The 15981-nt window shown below is 44.8% G+C and carries 14 protein-coding genes; 4 read left to right on the plus strand and 10 right to left on the minus strand.

Features of this window, described 5'->3' with window-relative positions:
- The 8 genes from rseP to rpsB all read right to left on the minus strand — a co-directional run bounded on the left by rseP (position 1) and on the right by rpsB (position 7331).
- On the minus strand, positions 1 to 1371 hold the full coding sequence (gene rseP, locus DKW60_RS19770) for an RIP metalloprotease RseP (RefSeq protein WP_109839399.1): 1371 nt from the start codon (positions 1369 to 1371) through the stop codon (positions 1 to 3).
- Positions 1368 to 2579 carry a 1-deoxy-D-xylulose-5-phosphate reductoisomerase gene (gene ispC, locus DKW60_RS19775; RefSeq protein WP_109839400.1) on the minus strand — a complete coding sequence of 404 codons (1212 nt, stop codon included), beginning with the start codon at positions 2577 to 2579 and terminating at the stop codon, positions 1368 to 1370. The genes rseP and ispC overlap by 4 nt, the downstream gene beginning before the upstream one ends.
- Positions 2580 to 2581: 2 nt before the next feature.
- On the minus strand, positions 2582 to 3394 hold the full coding sequence (locus DKW60_RS19780; protein WP_219988849.1) for a phosphatidate cytidylyltransferase: 813 nt from the start codon (positions 3392 to 3394) through the stop codon (positions 2582 to 2584).
- Positions 3387 to 4112 (minus strand): polyprenyl diphosphate synthase, encoded by a 726-nt coding sequence (gene uppS, locus DKW60_RS19785; protein WP_109839402.1) that lies wholly within the window; start codon positions 4110 to 4112, stop codon positions 3387 to 3389. The genes DKW60_RS19780 and uppS overlap by 8 nt, the downstream gene beginning before the upstream one ends.
- A gap of 46 nt (positions 4113 to 4158) precedes the next feature.
- Entirely contained in the window at positions 4159 to 4716 is a 558-nt protein-coding gene (frr, locus tag DKW60_RS19790; protein ID WP_109839403.1) for a ribosome recycling factor, read from the minus strand.
- Positions 4713 to 5444: a UMP kinase gene (gene pyrH / locus DKW60_RS19795; protein ID WP_109839404.1), complete on the minus strand. Its 732-nt coding sequence runs from the start codon at positions 5442 to 5444 to the stop codon at positions 4713 to 4715. Before pyrH ends, frr begins: the two co-directional genes overlap by 4 nt.
- Before the next feature lie 147 nt (positions 5445 to 5591).
- Positions 5592 to 6479, minus strand: coding sequence for a translation elongation factor Ts (gene tsf, locus DKW60_RS19800; RefSeq protein ID WP_109839405.1), 888 nt, complete (start codon positions 6477 to 6479; stop codon positions 5592 to 5594).
- 54 nt (positions 6480 to 6533) lie between these two features.
- A complete protein-coding gene (rpsB, locus tag DKW60_RS19805; RefSeq protein WP_109839406.1) occupies positions 6534 to 7331 on the minus strand; it encodes a 30S ribosomal protein S2 in 798 nt (265 codons plus the stop codon).
- Positions 7332 to 7528: 197 nt separating this feature from the next.
- Between rpsB and map the strand changes: the two genes are divergently transcribed.
- From map to DKW60_RS19825, 4 genes are all read left to right on the plus strand, one after another.
- Positions 7529 to 8320 carry a type I methionyl aminopeptidase gene (gene map / locus DKW60_RS19810; RefSeq protein WP_109839407.1) on the plus strand — a complete coding sequence of 264 codons (792 nt, stop codon included), beginning with the start codon at positions 7529 to 7531 and terminating at the stop codon, positions 8318 to 8320.
- Positions 8317 to 8850: a DUF2059 domain-containing protein gene (locus DKW60_RS19815; RefSeq protein ID WP_109839408.1), complete on the plus strand. Its 534-nt coding sequence runs from the start codon at positions 8317 to 8319 to the stop codon at positions 8848 to 8850. Before map ends, DKW60_RS19815 begins: the two co-directional genes overlap by 4 nt.
- Positions 8851 to 9140: 290 nt before the next feature.
- Positions 9141 to 10808, plus strand: a complete 1668-nt coding sequence (locus DKW60_RS19820; protein WP_109839409.1) for a DEAD/DEAH box helicase — start codon at positions 9141 to 9143, stop codon at positions 10806 to 10808.
- A 24-nt stretch (positions 10809 to 10832) separates the two neighbouring features.
- The gene (locus DKW60_RS19825; protein WP_109839410.1) at positions 10833 to 12266 is read left to right on the plus strand and encodes a tetratricopeptide repeat protein; all 1434 of its coding nucleotides are present in this window, start codon (positions 10833 to 10835) and stop codon (positions 12264 to 12266) included.
- Between the two features lie 150 nt (positions 12267 to 12416).
- On the opposite strand, the gene DKW60_RS19830 is transcribed toward DKW60_RS19825, so the two are convergent.
- Together DKW60_RS19830 and DKW60_RS19835 are read right to left on the minus strand one after the other, a co-directional pair.
- Positions 12417 to 14549 carry an FAD-dependent oxidoreductase gene (locus tag DKW60_RS19830; RefSeq protein WP_109839411.1) on the minus strand — a complete coding sequence of 711 codons (2133 nt, stop codon included), beginning with the start codon at positions 14547 to 14549 and terminating at the stop codon, positions 12417 to 12419.
- A gap of 231 nt (positions 14550 to 14780) precedes the next feature.
- Positions 14781 to 15908 (minus strand): aminotransferase class V-fold PLP-dependent enzyme, encoded by a 1128-nt coding sequence (locus DKW60_RS19835; protein ID WP_109839412.1) that lies wholly within the window; start codon positions 15906 to 15908, stop codon positions 14781 to 14783.
- Between the last annotated feature and the right edge of the window lie 73 nt (positions 15909 to 15981).

Below are 15981 nucleotides of genomic sequence, written 5' to 3' on the forward strand. Positions count from 1 at the left end.
TTAACTCACTAATCGTGTTATATCGTTATAAATTGCCAGCACCATAAGCACGCCAACCATCGCCATACCCACTCGCATTCCCATCGCTTCAAATTTCTCTGAAACGGGGCTACCTTTCACTATTTCAATGATGTAATACATCAAGTGGCCGCCATCCAGCATCGGGACAGGAAGTAAATTTAGTACTCCCAAGCTTAGACTAATGATGGCTAAAAAACTCATAAATACAGAGAAACCAATCACTGCACTTTTCCCAGCGTAGTCCGCAATCGTTAGCGGGCCGCTAATATTTTTTATCGACGCCTGTCCGGTCACCAGACGACCCATGACTCTCAGCGTCATTAAAGACATATCCCACGTTTCTATCGCGCCGAGTTTAATAGATTCCAGTAAGGACGCTTTGCGTTTGAATTCCAGTTTATTCACAGACTCGGCAGTTTTGAGGTACGCCATACCAATACCAATCATACCGACTTTTCGTCCTTCGAACTCAGTCAGCTTGGGCGTCAGACTAACATCCATAGCCTTACCATCACGTAAGATGCCAAGGTTGACCACTTGATCGGGATGCGAACTAATGAATTCTGAAAACTCTCTGGTGGATTTGATCGCCTCACCGTTCAGGAACTGAATATGATCATCAGCTTGTAGTCCCGCGGAAGCTGCTGCTGAATCGGGTAATACCTTTGTAACAACCGGATAATTTTCTGGTCTTTCCAGATTAAGTCCGATTTTCTTGAAGTAATCACCTTCATCTTTAAGCAATGCGACCTGACTCAAGTCCAACACACGCTCAGCTCTACTGCCATTGGCTTGTTCAACTTGTAAACTGACGCTGCTATCGCCAAGGTACTCACCTAACACAGTCAAACGCAGCTGATTGACAGTTTCAATCGGTTGATTATTGATACTGAGCACTCTGTCGCCAGCAACCACACCACTAATGGCTGCCGGAGAATTGGCGGCAGGTGTGGCCAGATACGGCCGGACAGAATCAATGCCCGCCATATAAGTAACGGCAAAAGCAAAGATAGCAAAAATGAAGTTGAATACAGGGCCAGCCAGAACTATCAGGAAGCGTTTCCAGACGGGCTGCAGATTAAATGCACGGTGGCGCTCAGCAGGATCAACATCCCCTTCTCGCTCATCCAGCATTTTTACATAGCCACCAAGCGGAATCAGGGACAGAGCGTACTCGACTTCATCCTCATCTTTCCCTTTCTTTTTCCAGATAACCTTGCCGAAGCCGATTGAAAAGCGCAGCACTTTGACACCGAGTTTACGCGCAACCCAGTAATGACCAAATTCATGTACAGCGACTAATAATCCAATCGTGGCAAAAAAAGCGACGATAGTAATAAAGATATTCATAATGCAGTTGACTGCTTCTTATTGTTTTTTAACCATAAGCGTGCCCGTTCACGGCTGTCTGCATCCTGAACAAGTATCTCATTCAAGACGAGTGGCGTTCCGGTAGGCGCTTGCTCAAGGACATTTTCAATAAGTTGCGGTATCTCAGTAAAGTTAATTTGTTTATTCAGAAAGCTGGCTACTGCGACTTCATTGGCCGCATTCAGCGCAATACTTGCATATCCACCGATTTCATGGGCCTCATAAGCAAACTTTAGACACGGGAAACGCTCAAAGTTCGGGGCTTCAAAATCCAATCTGGCAACATCAAATAAATCCAGCTCATCAACACCGGCATCAATGCGCTCAGGCCATGCTAAGGCGTAGGCTATCGGGGTTCGCATATCGGGATTGCCTAATTGAGCAATCACCGAGCCATCCACGTATGAAACCATTGAGTGAATCGTACTTTGAGGATGTATGACAACCTGAACTTTAGCACTAGGGGTGTCAAATAACCAACACGCCTCAATGACCTCCAAACCTTTATTCATCATGGTGGCAGAGTCAACTGATATTTTTTGACCCATCGACCAGTTAGGGTGTGCAACAGCCTGTTCCGGGGTGACATCTTTCAATGTATTGATATCACGCGTCCGAAATGGGCCGCCTGAGCCAGTCAGTAATATTCGCTTGACGCCATGCTGGCCGCTCGCGGGCATACTTTGGAAAATAGCATTGTGCTCACTGTCGATTGGTAAAAGCTCAGCACCGTTATTTTTAACGGCATCCATAAATAGCTTACCGGACATTACCAGAGCTTCTTTATTGGCAAGCATGACACGCTTGCCCGAATTAGCCGCTGCCAGCGAAGGCAACAGGCCGGCTGCTCCAACAATGGCAGCCATGACATAATCAACTTCTGTTAATGTTGCAACCTCTTCGAGTGCATCTGAACCAGATAAGACCGTTGTCTCTATACCTGCTGAGCGCAGCTTAGCATCCAACTGTTCAGCACAATTGTGATCGACCATGACCGCGTATTTTGGGCGAAATAACTGACACTGTTCGAATAATAAGTCTGTTTGTGTGTTGGCCGTCATTGCCACTACATGATATTTGTCAGGATGTCGGGCGATTACATCAAGTGTACTAAGTCCAATAGAACCCGTAGCACCCAGAATAGTAATGCCTTTACTGCCAGCTGAAGACGATGTCGAACTCACCATACTCAAATACCGAGCTCAACAATACTCACTGACAACCCAAGTACGAAGACAGGAAGCGCCGCTAACAATCCATCAATTCGATCGAGCACTCCGCCGTGTCCGGGGAGTATGGAACCACTATCTTTCATCCCTGCTTCGCGCTTGACCAGACTTTCAAATAAGTCACCAGCAACAGACAATGCAGCCACTAACAGTGATAACAACAAGAAGTAGACCCAAGCCGTACCCCTAAACCCAAAGAAGGAAGCGCCTAACACCGCAAATAACAGTGCTGCTGCTAAGCCACCTTTCACACCTTCCAGTGTTTTACCGGGACTCAAGTGCACCGCCAGCTTTGTTTTACCGATAGCCTTACCCACAAAGTAGGCACCGGTATCCATCGCTGCTACCAAGAACACCAAATACAACACCATCCGTGGATCATGGCTTTGTAATCGGCTAATCGCTAACCATGCCGGAATCAGAATCAGCACAGCAGACAAGCTCAACAGCCAGGGCCTGCTTGAATAAAATGTGCTGCCTTGGCGGTATATCGTCAATAAGCCAAGAATGGTAACCCACCAAACTACGCCAACCGCGATTGCGTACCACGCAAGCCCAGTTACATGAATGAGGGTCGCCAGCACAAGCAAAGCAACGACGGCCCAGCCACGTGACGTTTCATCTAAACCAATCAAACGCCCCCACTCCCAACCACCTACACTCATGATGACCACAAGCGCAGCAATGGAGAAGTACGTTGCAGGCAAAAGTAACACGGCTGCAAATACAACCAATGCCATAATGATCCCTGTAATAACGCGTTGCTTAAGCATGTCCACCTTCCTTAACTTGCTCGCCTGTCATGCCAAAACGCCGCTGTCTACCCGAGAAGTCTTTAATGGCTTCGATAAGTGCTTGCTCATCAAAGTCAGGCCACAACAAGTCGGTAAAATAGAGTTCGGAATAGGCTAGCTGCCATAACAGGAAATTACTAATACGGCGTTCACCACCGGTTCTTATAAATAAATCAGGGTCGGGAACATCACTGGTAGATACATACGATGAGATCGACTCTTCTGTAATCACAGCATCAGGGTTTTCAGCGATGATTTTCTGTGTTGCCTGAACAATGTCCCAGCGCCCCCCATAATTCGCAGCAATTTGTAATAACAAACCGTCACCTTCAGCAGTCAGCGCTTCTACATGAGCGATTTTTTCTTGCAATTTTTGAGAAAATGCAGAGGTATCACCGATAAACCTGAGTCTCACACCGTGCTTGATTAAGCCTTTTGCTTCACGATCCAGAGCCTTTGACAACAAAGTCATCAATCCTTTGACTTCATCTTCAGGGCGTTTCCAGTTCTCACTACTAAACGCAAACAAGGTCAGGCATTCAACCGACAACCTGCCACAGGTTTTAACGGTAGACCTTACCGCCTCTGCACCACGGTGATGACCGTACAATCGTGGCCGGCGACGCTGTTGAGCCCAGCGCCCATTGCCATCCATGACGATGGCAATATGACGTGGTATAACCGATTGATTTATCATATTTTATTATTCTTTCACGGCAAACTTTGTGACAAAAAACTTGATACTAAATCTCCATCAAGTCCTGTTCTTTCTTGACCAATACCTCGTCGATAACTTTGACATACTGATCCGTTAACTTCTGGATAGAATCCTGAGCACGACGCTCATCATCTTCGGAGATTTCTTTGTCTTTTTGCAGTGCCTTGAAGCTACTATTGGCATCACGACGAATATTACGTACTGCAACACGCGAGCCTTCTGCTTCGCCACGTACTACTTTTACTAAATCCTTACGTCGCTCTTCTGTAAGCGCTGGCATTGGAACACGAATTACCGTGCCTGCAGAGTTAGGATTCAATCCCAAATCTGACGTCATGATCGCTTTCTCGATAGCCTGCACCATCGTACGCTCCCAAGGAGTGATGCTCAGTGTACGGGAATCTTCGATACCGATATTCGCTACCTGACTCAGAGGTACCATGCTGCCATAGTAATCAACACTAACCTGATCCAACAATGAAGGATGTGCACGACCTGTGCGAACCTTAGCAAGCTGATCTTTCAGTGCTTCAATGGTCTTATTCATTCTTTCCTCAGCATCTTGCTGAATTTCGTCAATCATTTCGCTACCTCTACTAATGTTCCAACGCTTTCGCCATTCACAATGGAAGCCAAAGCGCCAGATTCAAACATATTAAACACGCGCATCGGCATGTTGTTCTCGTTACATAATACCATTGCTGTCAAATCCATTACACCTAAACGCTGCTCAATCGCGTCATCATAACTGATCTGCTCGTATCTTTTGGCAGTAGGGTTTTTAACAGGATCTGAATCGTAAATACCGTCGACTTTTGTGGCCTTCAACAGCAAATCCGCTTGAATTTCGATTGCTCGCAGACTTGCTGCGCTATCAGTCGTGAAACATGGGTTACCTGTGCCCGCAGCAAAGATTACAATCTCACCCTGATCAAGATACCGTTGTGCTTGTTCGGCTGAAAAGCCTTCACCAACGCCATCAATATTCATCGATGTCATGACACGGCAACTCACGCCCTGCTTATGTAGCGCATCTTGCATCGCCAGTGCATTCATCACTGTTGCAAGCATGCCCATTTGATCACCACTGACGCGATTAATCCCACTTTTAGCAAGGCCAGCACCGCGGAAGATATTTCCGCCACCGATGACCAACGCCATCTGCACCCCTTGCTTTTGTTGTTCTGCGATTTGCTGTGCGGTTGACTGCAACACGTCCGCATCAAAGCCAAAATCAAAGTCGCCCATCAAGGCTTCACCGCTGAGTTTTAATAAAATCCTTTTTGGGCGCTGCCCCGTATTATCTGACATTTTTACCAAACCTGATAAGTGAAAAAAGTTTGATACCAGACGTGACCATCATCGAAGCCCGTTTAGCTCAAACCCGCTTAGACTACATAAAAAAAAGGGACGTTACTACGTCCCTTTTTCCAAATTCACAAAAAATGCTGAATTCGATTACTTAGATTTATTAACCTCTGCCATTACTTCAGCAGCGAAATCTTCCTGTACCTTCTCGATACCTTCACCAACTTCATAACGGATAAAGCTAGTCACTTCAGCACCAGCTTCTTTCAGCAGATCAGCAACAGTCTGGTCAGGGTTCTTAACGAAGCTCTGGCCTAATAGAGTCACTTCAGCAAGATACTTACGTAAACGACCCTGGATCATCTTCTCGATGATTTCCATCGGCTTGCCGCTGTCCTGTGCCTGAGCGATCAGGATTTCTTTTTCCTTCTCTAGCACTTCAGCAGGTACTTCGTTTTCAGAAACACAGATAGGACGACTTGCAGCGATGTGCATTGCAATGTCTTTACCCAGCGCGTCATCGCCACCCTTCAGGATAACCGCAACACCGATCTTCTCACCATGCTGGTAGTAGCAAATCTCTGAATCATCAGCAGCAGACAGTAACTCAAAACGACGAACCTGAATGTTCTCACCAATTTTTGCAACTAAGTTTGCACGTGCTTCCCCAACAGACTCACCAGAATCAAGTGGCAACTCAGATAGTGCCGCAACATCAGCTGGCTTATCGGCCAACGTCTGCGCCGCAACAGCTTGTGCGAATGATGCGAAATTATCGTCTTTAGCAACAAAGTCAGTCTCAGAGTTCACTTCAACCATTGCGCCTTCTTTCTTGTCATCGCTCAATACGATCACAACACGACCTTCTGCAGCAGTACGACCTGCTTTCTTGTCGGCTTTTGCTGCACCTGATTTACGCATCAGGTCAATCGCTGCATCCATGTCACCGTTAGTTTCGGTCAGCATTTTTTTGCAGTCCATCATGCCAGCGCCTGTGCGCTCGCGTAGCTCTTTTACTTGAGCGGCTGAAATAGCCATAACATTAATCCTAAAATTTGATTACTGTAATTAAAACGTGTTCGCTAAATGATATTACTCAGCTGGAGTCGCTTCTGCTGCAGGAGCTTCAGCCGCTGCAGGCTCAGCTGCATCAGTTTGAGGCTCAGCCGCATCAACTGCTGCTGCCATATCTTCAGAAGTCTTTGCTGCACTTACGTGACCTTCAACAATGCTGTCAGCAACTGCTGTTGCATATAGCTGAATTGCACGAATAGCGTCATCGTTACCAGGGATTGGGTAATCAACACCCTCAAGGCCATTATTAGTATCAACAACACCGATGACAGGAATACCCAGCGTAACCGCTTCTTTAACAGCGATATCTTCGTGACCTACGTCGATGATGAAAAGTGCATCAGGTAGAGAACGCATATCTTTGATACCGCCCAAACCTTTTTCTAGCTTCTCAAGCTCACGAGTAAGTGTCAGCACTTCTTTCTTACCACGGCTCTGCATAGAACCATCAGCAATCATCTTATCTAACTCATGTAGACGACGAATTGACTGCTTAACCGTTTTGAAGTTAGTCAGCATGCCACCCAACCAACGGTGGTTTACGTAAGGCATCTTTGCACGAGTTGCTTCTTCACGAACCGTGTTCTGTGCAGCGCGCTTAGTACCAACAAAAAGAATCTTGCCACCTTTAGCAGCCAGCTTACCCGTGAAGTTCAACGCATCGTTGAACATTGGTAATGTCTTTTCTAGGTTGATAATGTGAATCTTGTTGCGATCACCAAAGATGTAAGGACCCATTTTTGGGTTCCAGTAACGGGTTTGGTGTCCGAAGTGAACGCCTGCTTCTAGCATTTGGCGCATTGTAACTTTAGCCATTATAAATTCCTTTATAGGGTTAGGCCTCCACAAACCCCATCTGCCAACCAAAAACATCGTTTTTAGCACCCTGCCAGACGTGACGATTTGTGTGAGTATTAGGGACAAAAAATGTCCAAAAAATAAATTTGCGTTGAACGCGCGCGCTTTATACCATGTTTGATTTGCTAAATACAACAATCGGTAACATAAACCTTATGCCTGTCACTATAAAAACCGCTGAAGAGATAGAAAAAATGCGCATCGCCGGCAAACTTGCATCGCAAGTGCTGGACATGATTAAGCCGCATGTAGTCCCCGGCGTAACAACCGATGAACTCAATACAATCTGCCATGATTACATTGTTAATGAGCAAGGCGCAATTCCTGCCCCTCTTAACTATGGTAATCCCCCGTTTCCAAAGTCTATCTGTACATCAGTCAACACACAGATATGCCATGGGATTCCAAGTGACAAGAAGCTTAAGAAAGGCGATACCGTGAATATAGATGTAACGGTTATTAAAGATGGTTACCACGGCGATACCAGCCGTATGTATCATGTCGGTGATGTATCGGCACCAGCCGCACGTCTGAGTAATATTGCTCAAATTGCCATGTATATAGGTATCGATATGGTGAAGCCAGGCGTTAAGCTCGGCGATATCGGCCATGCTATTCAAACCTATGCTGAAGCAAATCACACTTCTGTAGTTCGCGAATACTGTGGTCATGGCATTGGCGCTCAGTTTCATGAAGAACCTCAGGTACTTCATTATGGAAAGCCAGGAACCGGTGTTGAAATAAAAGAAGGCATGACATTCACCATCGAACCGATGATTAACTTAGGTAAACGACACACTAAGTTGTTAGGAGACAAATGGACTGTGGTGACCAAAGATCGCTCTTTGTCTGCACAATGGGAGCACACTATATTAGTAACGGGTAGTGGTTACGAAATTCTCACCCTGCGTGATGAAGAAAAAGACTGGAAATCACTACTTCCATGAAGCTGATTTCACTGGCTTTTGCCAGCTTGCTACTCTTTAGCATAAACACAACAACCGTCATAGCCCGTGATAATCACACTCAAGCAGCGTTTAAGTTGCTTGAGGTGACGAATAGTCAGTCACTAACTGACGGCATGGTCACTGAAATGAAACAACTGCTCAGTGATATGCCCGTTGGTGAGGACTTGACAGAGCAGCAGCAAAAGCTTTTTGATAACTTCCGGGTCAAGATGTACGTCCTGATCGATTCCATGTTGAGCTGGGAAACTCTGAAGCCGGAATACGCGCGTATTTATACCGATAACTACACTGAGAGTGAATTAAAACAACTCATCTCGTTTTATGATTCCCCTATCGGGCAGAAAGTAATAAGCAGTACTGCCAGCATTAACACTGCACTAGCCAATGTGCCACAAAACAACCTGAATATCCTCATGTCGGAGATGCAATCTGCAGCCCAAGCAGTCATGCAAGAAATTAATCAATTAAAACAATCACCTGGCAAAGAAACAACAACTGATTCTAATTAATTGTCTTAATTTCGATACACTCCTAGCAAAACTGTTGTAAATTAAACACACCGCTGCTCTTCAAATGCTTGACTCCCCCCCATGATTACTATAAGTTCACTTAAAGAGTAATTATGTTTCAAACAGTTACCGCGAGCGTCAAATAAAGGCGCCATCTGATGCCAGCAGACCAAATTATAAATTAGGGGGGGATGGCATCGAATTTTCTATTAAGTGCCGCTATTAACTTCTTTCTTCTAAACATTGACTGGGGATAGCCCCGTGCTTTTCGCACTTTGCTAGGTTTTAATTTGTCATTTTCAAACTTAAATTTACAAGACAGCTTTGTTACCTCCATTGAGGGGGCAGGCTATTTAGCGCCAACACAATTACAAAGCCAACTCATACCATTAGTTGGTGAACGCAAAAGTGTTCTGGTATGGAGTCAGTCAGCAGCCGGCAAAACGGGAGCCTTCCTGATTCCGGCAGTTAACTATATATTAGCTAATCCGCTCGAAGAAAAGCGTGGCGCTCGTATATTAATACTGACTTCCAGACGTGATCGAGTTAGTCAAATAAATTACACGTTAAAAAGACTAACCCGAGACCATAACATGCGCTTCGGTTTTATTGTTAGTGGTAGACCATACCAGCCGCAAATGCGCCTGATGCGTCGCCCTCTTGATATGATGGTCGCTACTCCGGGAAGGTTGAATGACCTTGTCGATAACAACAAAGCAGATTTTTCACAGCTCGAGATGTTAATCATTGATGATATGACCACCATACATCAGAAAAACATGCACGAGCTGATCTCTAAAATTCTCAAGCAGGTTAAGCAAGAATGTCCAGTCATTGCCTTTATCAGGCATGATGAGGCGGTTACAGCGCTCGCACGAGAATTATTCCCGGATGCTGTAGAGATAGAAGGCATTGAGGAGGAGAACGAAGAGCTGCCAGATAATCTGGATAATAATATTTCAATTATAGATAGACCTGTTCACAGTAAGCCGGAAAAAGAGAGCTCGCTGCCGGAACACGAGCAACATGCTTACGTTGCTGATGACTACACACATAAAATTGCTTTAATGGATCACTTTTTGGATGAGTTTGCCGGTGAAACAACCGTTATTCATACATCAACCACTAAAGCAGCCACTGCTCTGCAGGACAACTTAGCTAATCACGGACACGTTGCAGAGTTGGCACACCAGCTAAAGACCAGTGAGATTTCTCCCGGAGATACACCCACATTAATTGTCGCCGATCAAAATGCTGTGAATCTACCAGCAGGTACCGATCAACACGTCATACATTTTGATTTGCCCTATAAAATCGATAATTACAAGAAGCGTTTGAATAGTCATGCTCTGGAGCGTGACTCTGCCATGATTATACTTGCAGACGGAAGTGATTATGATGCCTTAAGGCGTATTGAAAAGGCGATTGGCTCACCAATTGAGCAACGTACTGCTCCCGGACTGGAACCACTGAATCCGTTCATTAGCACACAGACACACAACCCTAAGAAACAAACAAAAAGTCGTGCTAAAACTAATTCTGGTAAGCCTGCTCAAAAACGAAACACTGGTAGTAATAGTAAAAACGCGAAAGGCAGGACAGCTACCAACCGTAAATCCTCTCCTGCCAGTAAAGGAAAAGCTGCTGAGAACAAACGCGGCAAGCCAACGACGGTAAGGAAAAATACGCGTGGTGGCACATCTGCCAGCGACGATAAAGAACCAAGGCGTCAGCGTAAAGGTCCTTATGGTCGTTTGAATGGCGGCGCACAAAGAAAGCGTACTGACTTCGGAGTGAGCACCAAAGGCACTCAAAGCAACCAGCCTGCCCCAATGTCAAATACTGACTGGGACAAAGCTGTTGCAGAAAATAAATCCAGCAAAGAAAAACGTGTTGTTATACGCTATAAGGACAAGAAGCGAACCCTACTAAAGGAAGATCCAGGCACTGACGCTTAGTGACTTCCAAATAAGGAATAAACAATGCAAAGGGATACAATAACAGCGCAACAAGGGCAAGGACTGCTCGTTAGTTTCGCTGTTCTGATTCTGATCGGTGCGATTGGCACTGTAGCCTATACCGTAATTCAGTCAGAAAAAATCAAACAAGAAACAACAAACATTAATGCGATACAGTCCGCGCCCAAAATCAGTGACTCGGAACTTCAAGGTATAGCGCAAGCACTAGTTAAAAAGCATTTGGGCGGTAAACAAAGTGCTCAGGATGAAGATATTCAGGCACTTAGCAACACTCTGCACAATTTAAAAAACAACACTAGTGAAGCCGCTGCACAAACCCTCCTCCTCCTCAAACAAGATAAACTCGACGAAGCTACTGATACGTTAAAAGCACTCGCACTTGATACTAAGTCCAAACGGGATGCAGCTAAGTTGTGGGTTGATATTGGTAATATTAGCAATCTGAGTACCAGACAAGCTGCTATCGATGCCTATCAGAAATCGGTAACACTAGACCCTGATAATATTAATGCATGGAATCGTATCGGGCATCTTGAGCGAGCCAATAAAAACTTTGACCGTGCTGAGATTGCGTATAAGAATGTTACGCGCCTGTCTGGGGATATGACTCATACCCAAGCACTCTCATTCGCTAACTTTGGCTTACTTCACCAATCACAGAAGAAATACCAGGAAGCCATCGAGTCATTCACGCAGGCACTTAAGATAAATACTCAGCTGAATAACACGTCGGGGATTGCCTCAAACAATGAAAACCTTGCTAGTTTGCAGCGCACATTAAAGAATTATGATTCCGCAGAATCGCATTACAAAGCGGCATTTGAGATCTACCGACAAGAGAATCAACAGGCGAAATTGATTGAACTGCATTCCGCACTGGGAAGCTTGTATCAAACCAGAAAACAAACAGAGCTTGCTTTGCTTGAATATGAGAAAGCCTTATCGCTAACACAGGAAAACCCCAATAAGCGTTTTAGCGCCGGACTGTATGCCAATATGGGCATTTTATCTCAGCAAAGTAACGATCTGGAAAAGGCAGAGTCCTACTTCAATCAAGCTTTAGTGCTTTACCAAGCATTGCAACAAGACCAAGGCACTGCTGATCAATACAGTAATCTAGCGATTCTGGCGCGTAACAAAAAACAGTTTGAAAACAGTGAGAGCCTGCATCTAAAATCCATCGAGCTTTATGAAAAAGTAAACGCTACTCAAGCTATTGTGACGCAGTACACGAATCTTGGCTTTCTCTACACCGCCTGGAATAAGGCAGAAACTGCCTGCACGTACTGGCAAAAAAGTTTGGATGGCTTATCGGAACCGGCTCAAGCCGACCGTAAGATACGAATTCAAGACATAATCAACAGAGACTGCAAGGCATATTCCGGAACTAGCAATAGCGAGGATATTAGCAATGACACCTCTGTGACTGAGGACTAATAGAATACTTCAGCATCACTTTTGATAAGCGCTGAAAGTATGATTGATTCCAAACTGTGAAAGTTAATTATAGCGGTGACAGCCAACACTATTTTGATTAATCATAGCGTTAGCTGTCAGCTTCAAGGTTAATTTAAATAACGATAGAAATTAACCACGTCTCCAACTATGGAACTTCTCAACGTAAGTCAGCAACTTTTCAGGAGCATGCGCTCTTTTCCAGTTACCAGCAGCAAACTTATTTGACTCAGACATCGTCGGATAAATATGAATAGTACCGAGAATTTTATTCATTCCCAGATTATATTTCATCGCAAGAATAAACTCAGGGATCAGATCACCTGCACCTTTACCAAGTATGGTCACTCCTAAGATCTTGTCTTTACCCGGAACGGTGAGCACCTTCACAACTCCCTCGTCACTGCTATCTGCGATAGCGCGATCAAGGTCATCAATGCCGTATGTAGTGATTTCATAAGCGATATCTTTCTCTTTCGCCTCTTTCTCGTTGATACCAACACGTGCAACTTCCGGATCGGTGAAGGTAGCCCATGGGATAACACGATAATCAACCTTGAAGCGTTTGAAGCTGCCAAACAGAGCATTAACGCTTGCGTACCAAGCCTGATGTGCCGCAGTGTGAGTGAACTGGTAAGGACCTGCAACATCACCCACTGCAAAAATATTCGGGAAGTTAGTTGTCAAGAAGCCATCAGTTTCGATAGTACCCCTTGGGTTTATCTCAACACCCAGCTCTTCAAGACCAAATCCTTCGATATTTGCTTTACGCCCGAGTGCTAACAATACACGGTCAAATGGAACCCGCGTCTCTTGTCCGTCATGTTCACAAATCAACACATTCTGACCATTCTCAACAACAAACTCATTGGCGGTATGTGAGGACAGAACATCAATGCCCTCTTTCGTAAAGCGCGATTGCATAAACTCTGCAACCTCATCATCCTCACGTCCCATAATAAGTGGTGCTCGCTCGACCATGCTAACTTTAGAACCAAGTCTATTAAATGCCTGTGCCAACTCACTACCAATGGGACCACCACCTAGCACGAGTAAGCGTTCAGGCTGGTCTTCCAATTCCCATAAGTTATCACTGGTCAGGTAATCCACCTTATCCAAACCCGGAATCGGTGGAACCATCGGTCTGGCACCTGTCGCTATGATGATGTTTTTGGTGGTCAGTACTTTACCATTTACTTCAATGCGGTATGGATCAACAATTTTTGCTTCACCAGTAATCACCTCAACACCCAGTTCTGTATATCGTTCAATGGAATCATGTGGCTCAATCGCCTTAATGACACTCTGTACCCGATTCATCACTGTTTTGAAATCAAAGCTTGGCTTCATGTTCTCCAAACCGTACTTCTCTGCATTTTCAGCTTCATGGATTGCCTTAGCAGTACGAATGAGCGCTTTACTCGGTACGCAGCCCGTATTCAGGCAATCCCCGCCCATCTTGTGTTTCTCAATTAGGCCGACTTTAGCTTTCACAGCAGCAGCAATATAAGCTGATACCAAACCGCCAGAGCCTGCACCAATCACCAATAGGTTGTAGTCAAAGCTTTCTGGTTTGTCGTAGGCTGCCAACACTTTATTAGCACGAATCTTATCCATTACTTTTTTAGCAATCATTGGGAATATTCCAAGTAAAACAAAGGCAATAATTAATCCAGGCGAGAGAATACTGGACAGTGAATCAATTTGAGCGAGCTGAGTACCTGCATATACAAATACAGCAGTTCCCGCTAACATACCGAGCTGACTAACCCAGGCAAATGTTGTGGTGCGAATCGATGTGAATCCCATTAGGATATTCACTAAAAAGAATGGAAATAACGGTACTAAACGCATTGCAAACAAATACAAAGGACCTTCTTTTTCGACACCTTCGTTAATGGTCTTCAGCTTGTCTGCATAACGTGTCTGCAGCGTGTCACGAAACAGATAGCGCGACACCAGAAATGCTAATGTAGCGCCCAAGGTGCTGGCAATTGACACCATAATCACACCAACCAACAGGCCAAACAATGCGCCAGACAACAGCGTCATAATGGCAGCGCCTGGTAGCGATAAAGCGGCCATCGCAACATAAACAACAAAGAATATGAGCAACGTCAGGAATGTATTCTCCTGATAGTAGGCATTGAATGCTTCCTGTTTAGCCTTTATAAAATCAAGAGAAAAATATTGCTGTAGATCAAACAGAAAAAAGCCTGCAATCAGGAGTACAATAATTCCAATGATTGTAATTTTTTTATTCATAGAGAGTCTCTGGTATGATTATATTCGTAATTTAATTAAGCTACTTTACGTGCTTTATGATCTCATAGATGCTTTATCACACAAGATAATTAAAATAATCGTGACGTATCTCGTCAGAAATAGCATAAAAAAGCCCATCAATTATTGTTAAATAACTGACGGGCTTAATATAATCTAAGCTAGGTTAACAAAAGCTTACATAGCAGTATTAATGACAGGCTTGTGAATTATCTAGCTAATTTTATCTAAGGCAGCTTCTAAACGAGAGACAGACTCATCTACATTGTGGAGTTTATCCAAACCAAACAAACCGATTCTGAATGTCTGGTAATCATCCGGCTCATCACACTGCAGTGGAACGCCAGCGGCAATCTGCAGACCAACCTCAGCAAATTTCTTACCGGTATGGAATCCTGCATCCTCTGTGTAGCTCACAACTACACCCGGTGCCCCAAAACCCTCAGCAGCAACGCTCTTAATGCCACGACTTGCAAACAACTCACGCACCCGCTTACCGAGCTCAAGCTGCTCGTCACGCACCTTATCGAAGCCATACTCTTGGGTTTCATTCATGATATCGCGGAAACGAGTTAACGCATCTGTCGGCATCGTCGCATGATAAGCATGCCCACCACCTTCATAAGCTTCCATTATCTGAAGCCATTTCTTAAGGTCACAAGCAAAACTAGTGCTAGTTGTCTCTTCAATTCGCTCTCTGGCTAACTCACTCATCATGACCAGACCACAACAAGGGGATGCACTCCAGCCTTTTTGCGGAGCACTAACCAGTAAATCAACGCCTAATGCTTTCATATCAACCCAAACAGTTCCTGAGGCGATACAATCCAAAACCATTAAGCCACCGACTTCATGAACCGCTTCCGCCATTGCTGCGATGTAATCATCTGGAAGGATAATGCCTGCAGATGTCTCCACATGCGGTGCAAAAACGACATCAGGTTGTTGCTCACGAATTGTAGACACCACCTCTTCGATCGGAGCTGGTGCAAAAGGAGACTGTGATTCTTCTGATTGGCGACGTGCCTTGAGAACCGTTTCAGATGACGGAATGTTTCCCATTTCAAAAATCTGAGTCCAACGGTAACTAAACCAGCCATTGCGAACAACCAGTACCTTCTTATCAGTCGCGAATTGTCTCGCAACAGCTTCCATACCAAAGGTCCCACTTCCTGGCACAACAGCTACCGAATGAGCGTTATAAACAGATTTTAATGTAGACGAGATATCATTCATCACACCCTGAAACGATTGTGACATGTGATTAAGGGAGCGATCAGTGTAAACGACCGAGTATTCCAGCAGCCCATCGGGGTCAATATTAGGTAGTAATCCTGGCACAATGCTTTCCTCAAAAATGTATTTTGATAGATAGTGCCGGATCACATACCTAGTGGCAATATGTATATCGGAT

The organism is Leucothrix pacifica, assembly GCF_003172875.1.
Classification (GTDB): Bacteria; Pseudomonadota; Gammaproteobacteria; order Thiotrichales; family Thiotrichaceae; genus Leucothrix; species Leucothrix pacifica.

Bases quoted from the DNA above. Each gene is read 5' to 3' on its own strand.
- rseP (WP_109839399.1), bottom strand. From the start codon at position 1,371: ATGAATATCTTTATTACTATCGTCGCTTTTTTTGCCACGATTGGATTA.
- ispC (WP_109839400.1), bottom strand. From the start codon at position 2,579: ATGGTGAGTTCGACATCGTCTTCAGCTGGCAGTAAAGGCATTACTATT.
- DKW60_RS19780 (WP_219988849.1), bottom strand. From the start codon at position 3,394: ATGCTTAAGCAACGCGTTATTACAGGGATCATTATGGCATTGGTTGTA.
- uppS (WP_109839402.1), bottom strand. From the start codon at position 4,112: ATGATAAATCAATCGGTTATACCACGTCATATTGCCATCGTCATGGAT.
- frr (WP_109839403.1), bottom strand. From the start codon at position 4,716: ATGATTGACGAAATTCAGCAAGATGCTGAGGAAAGAATGAATAAGACC.
- pyrH (WP_109839404.1), bottom strand. From the start codon at position 5,444: ATGTCAGATAATACGGGGCAGCGCCCAAAAAGGATTTTATTAAAACTC.
- tsf (WP_109839405.1), bottom strand. From the start codon at position 6,479: ATGGCTATTTCAGCCGCTCAAGTAAAAGAGCTACGCGAGCGCACAGGC.
- rpsB (WP_109839406.1), bottom strand. From the start codon at position 7,331: ATGGCTAAAGTTACAATGCGCCAAATGCTAGAAGCAGGCGTTCACTTC.
- map (WP_109839407.1), top strand. From the start codon at position 7,529: ATGCCTGTCACTATAAAAACCGCTGAAGAGATAGAAAAAATGCGCATC.
- DKW60_RS19815 (WP_109839408.1), top strand. From the start codon at position 8,317: ATGAAGCTGATTTCACTGGCTTTTGCCAGCTTGCTACTCTTTAGCATA.
- DKW60_RS19825 (WP_109839410.1), top strand. From the start codon at position 10,833: ATGCAAAGGGATACAATAACAGCGCAACAAGGGCAAGGACTGCTCGTT.
- DKW60_RS19830 (WP_109839411.1), bottom strand. From the start codon at position 14,549: ATGAATAAAAAAATTACAATCATTGGAATTATTGTACTCCTGATTGCA.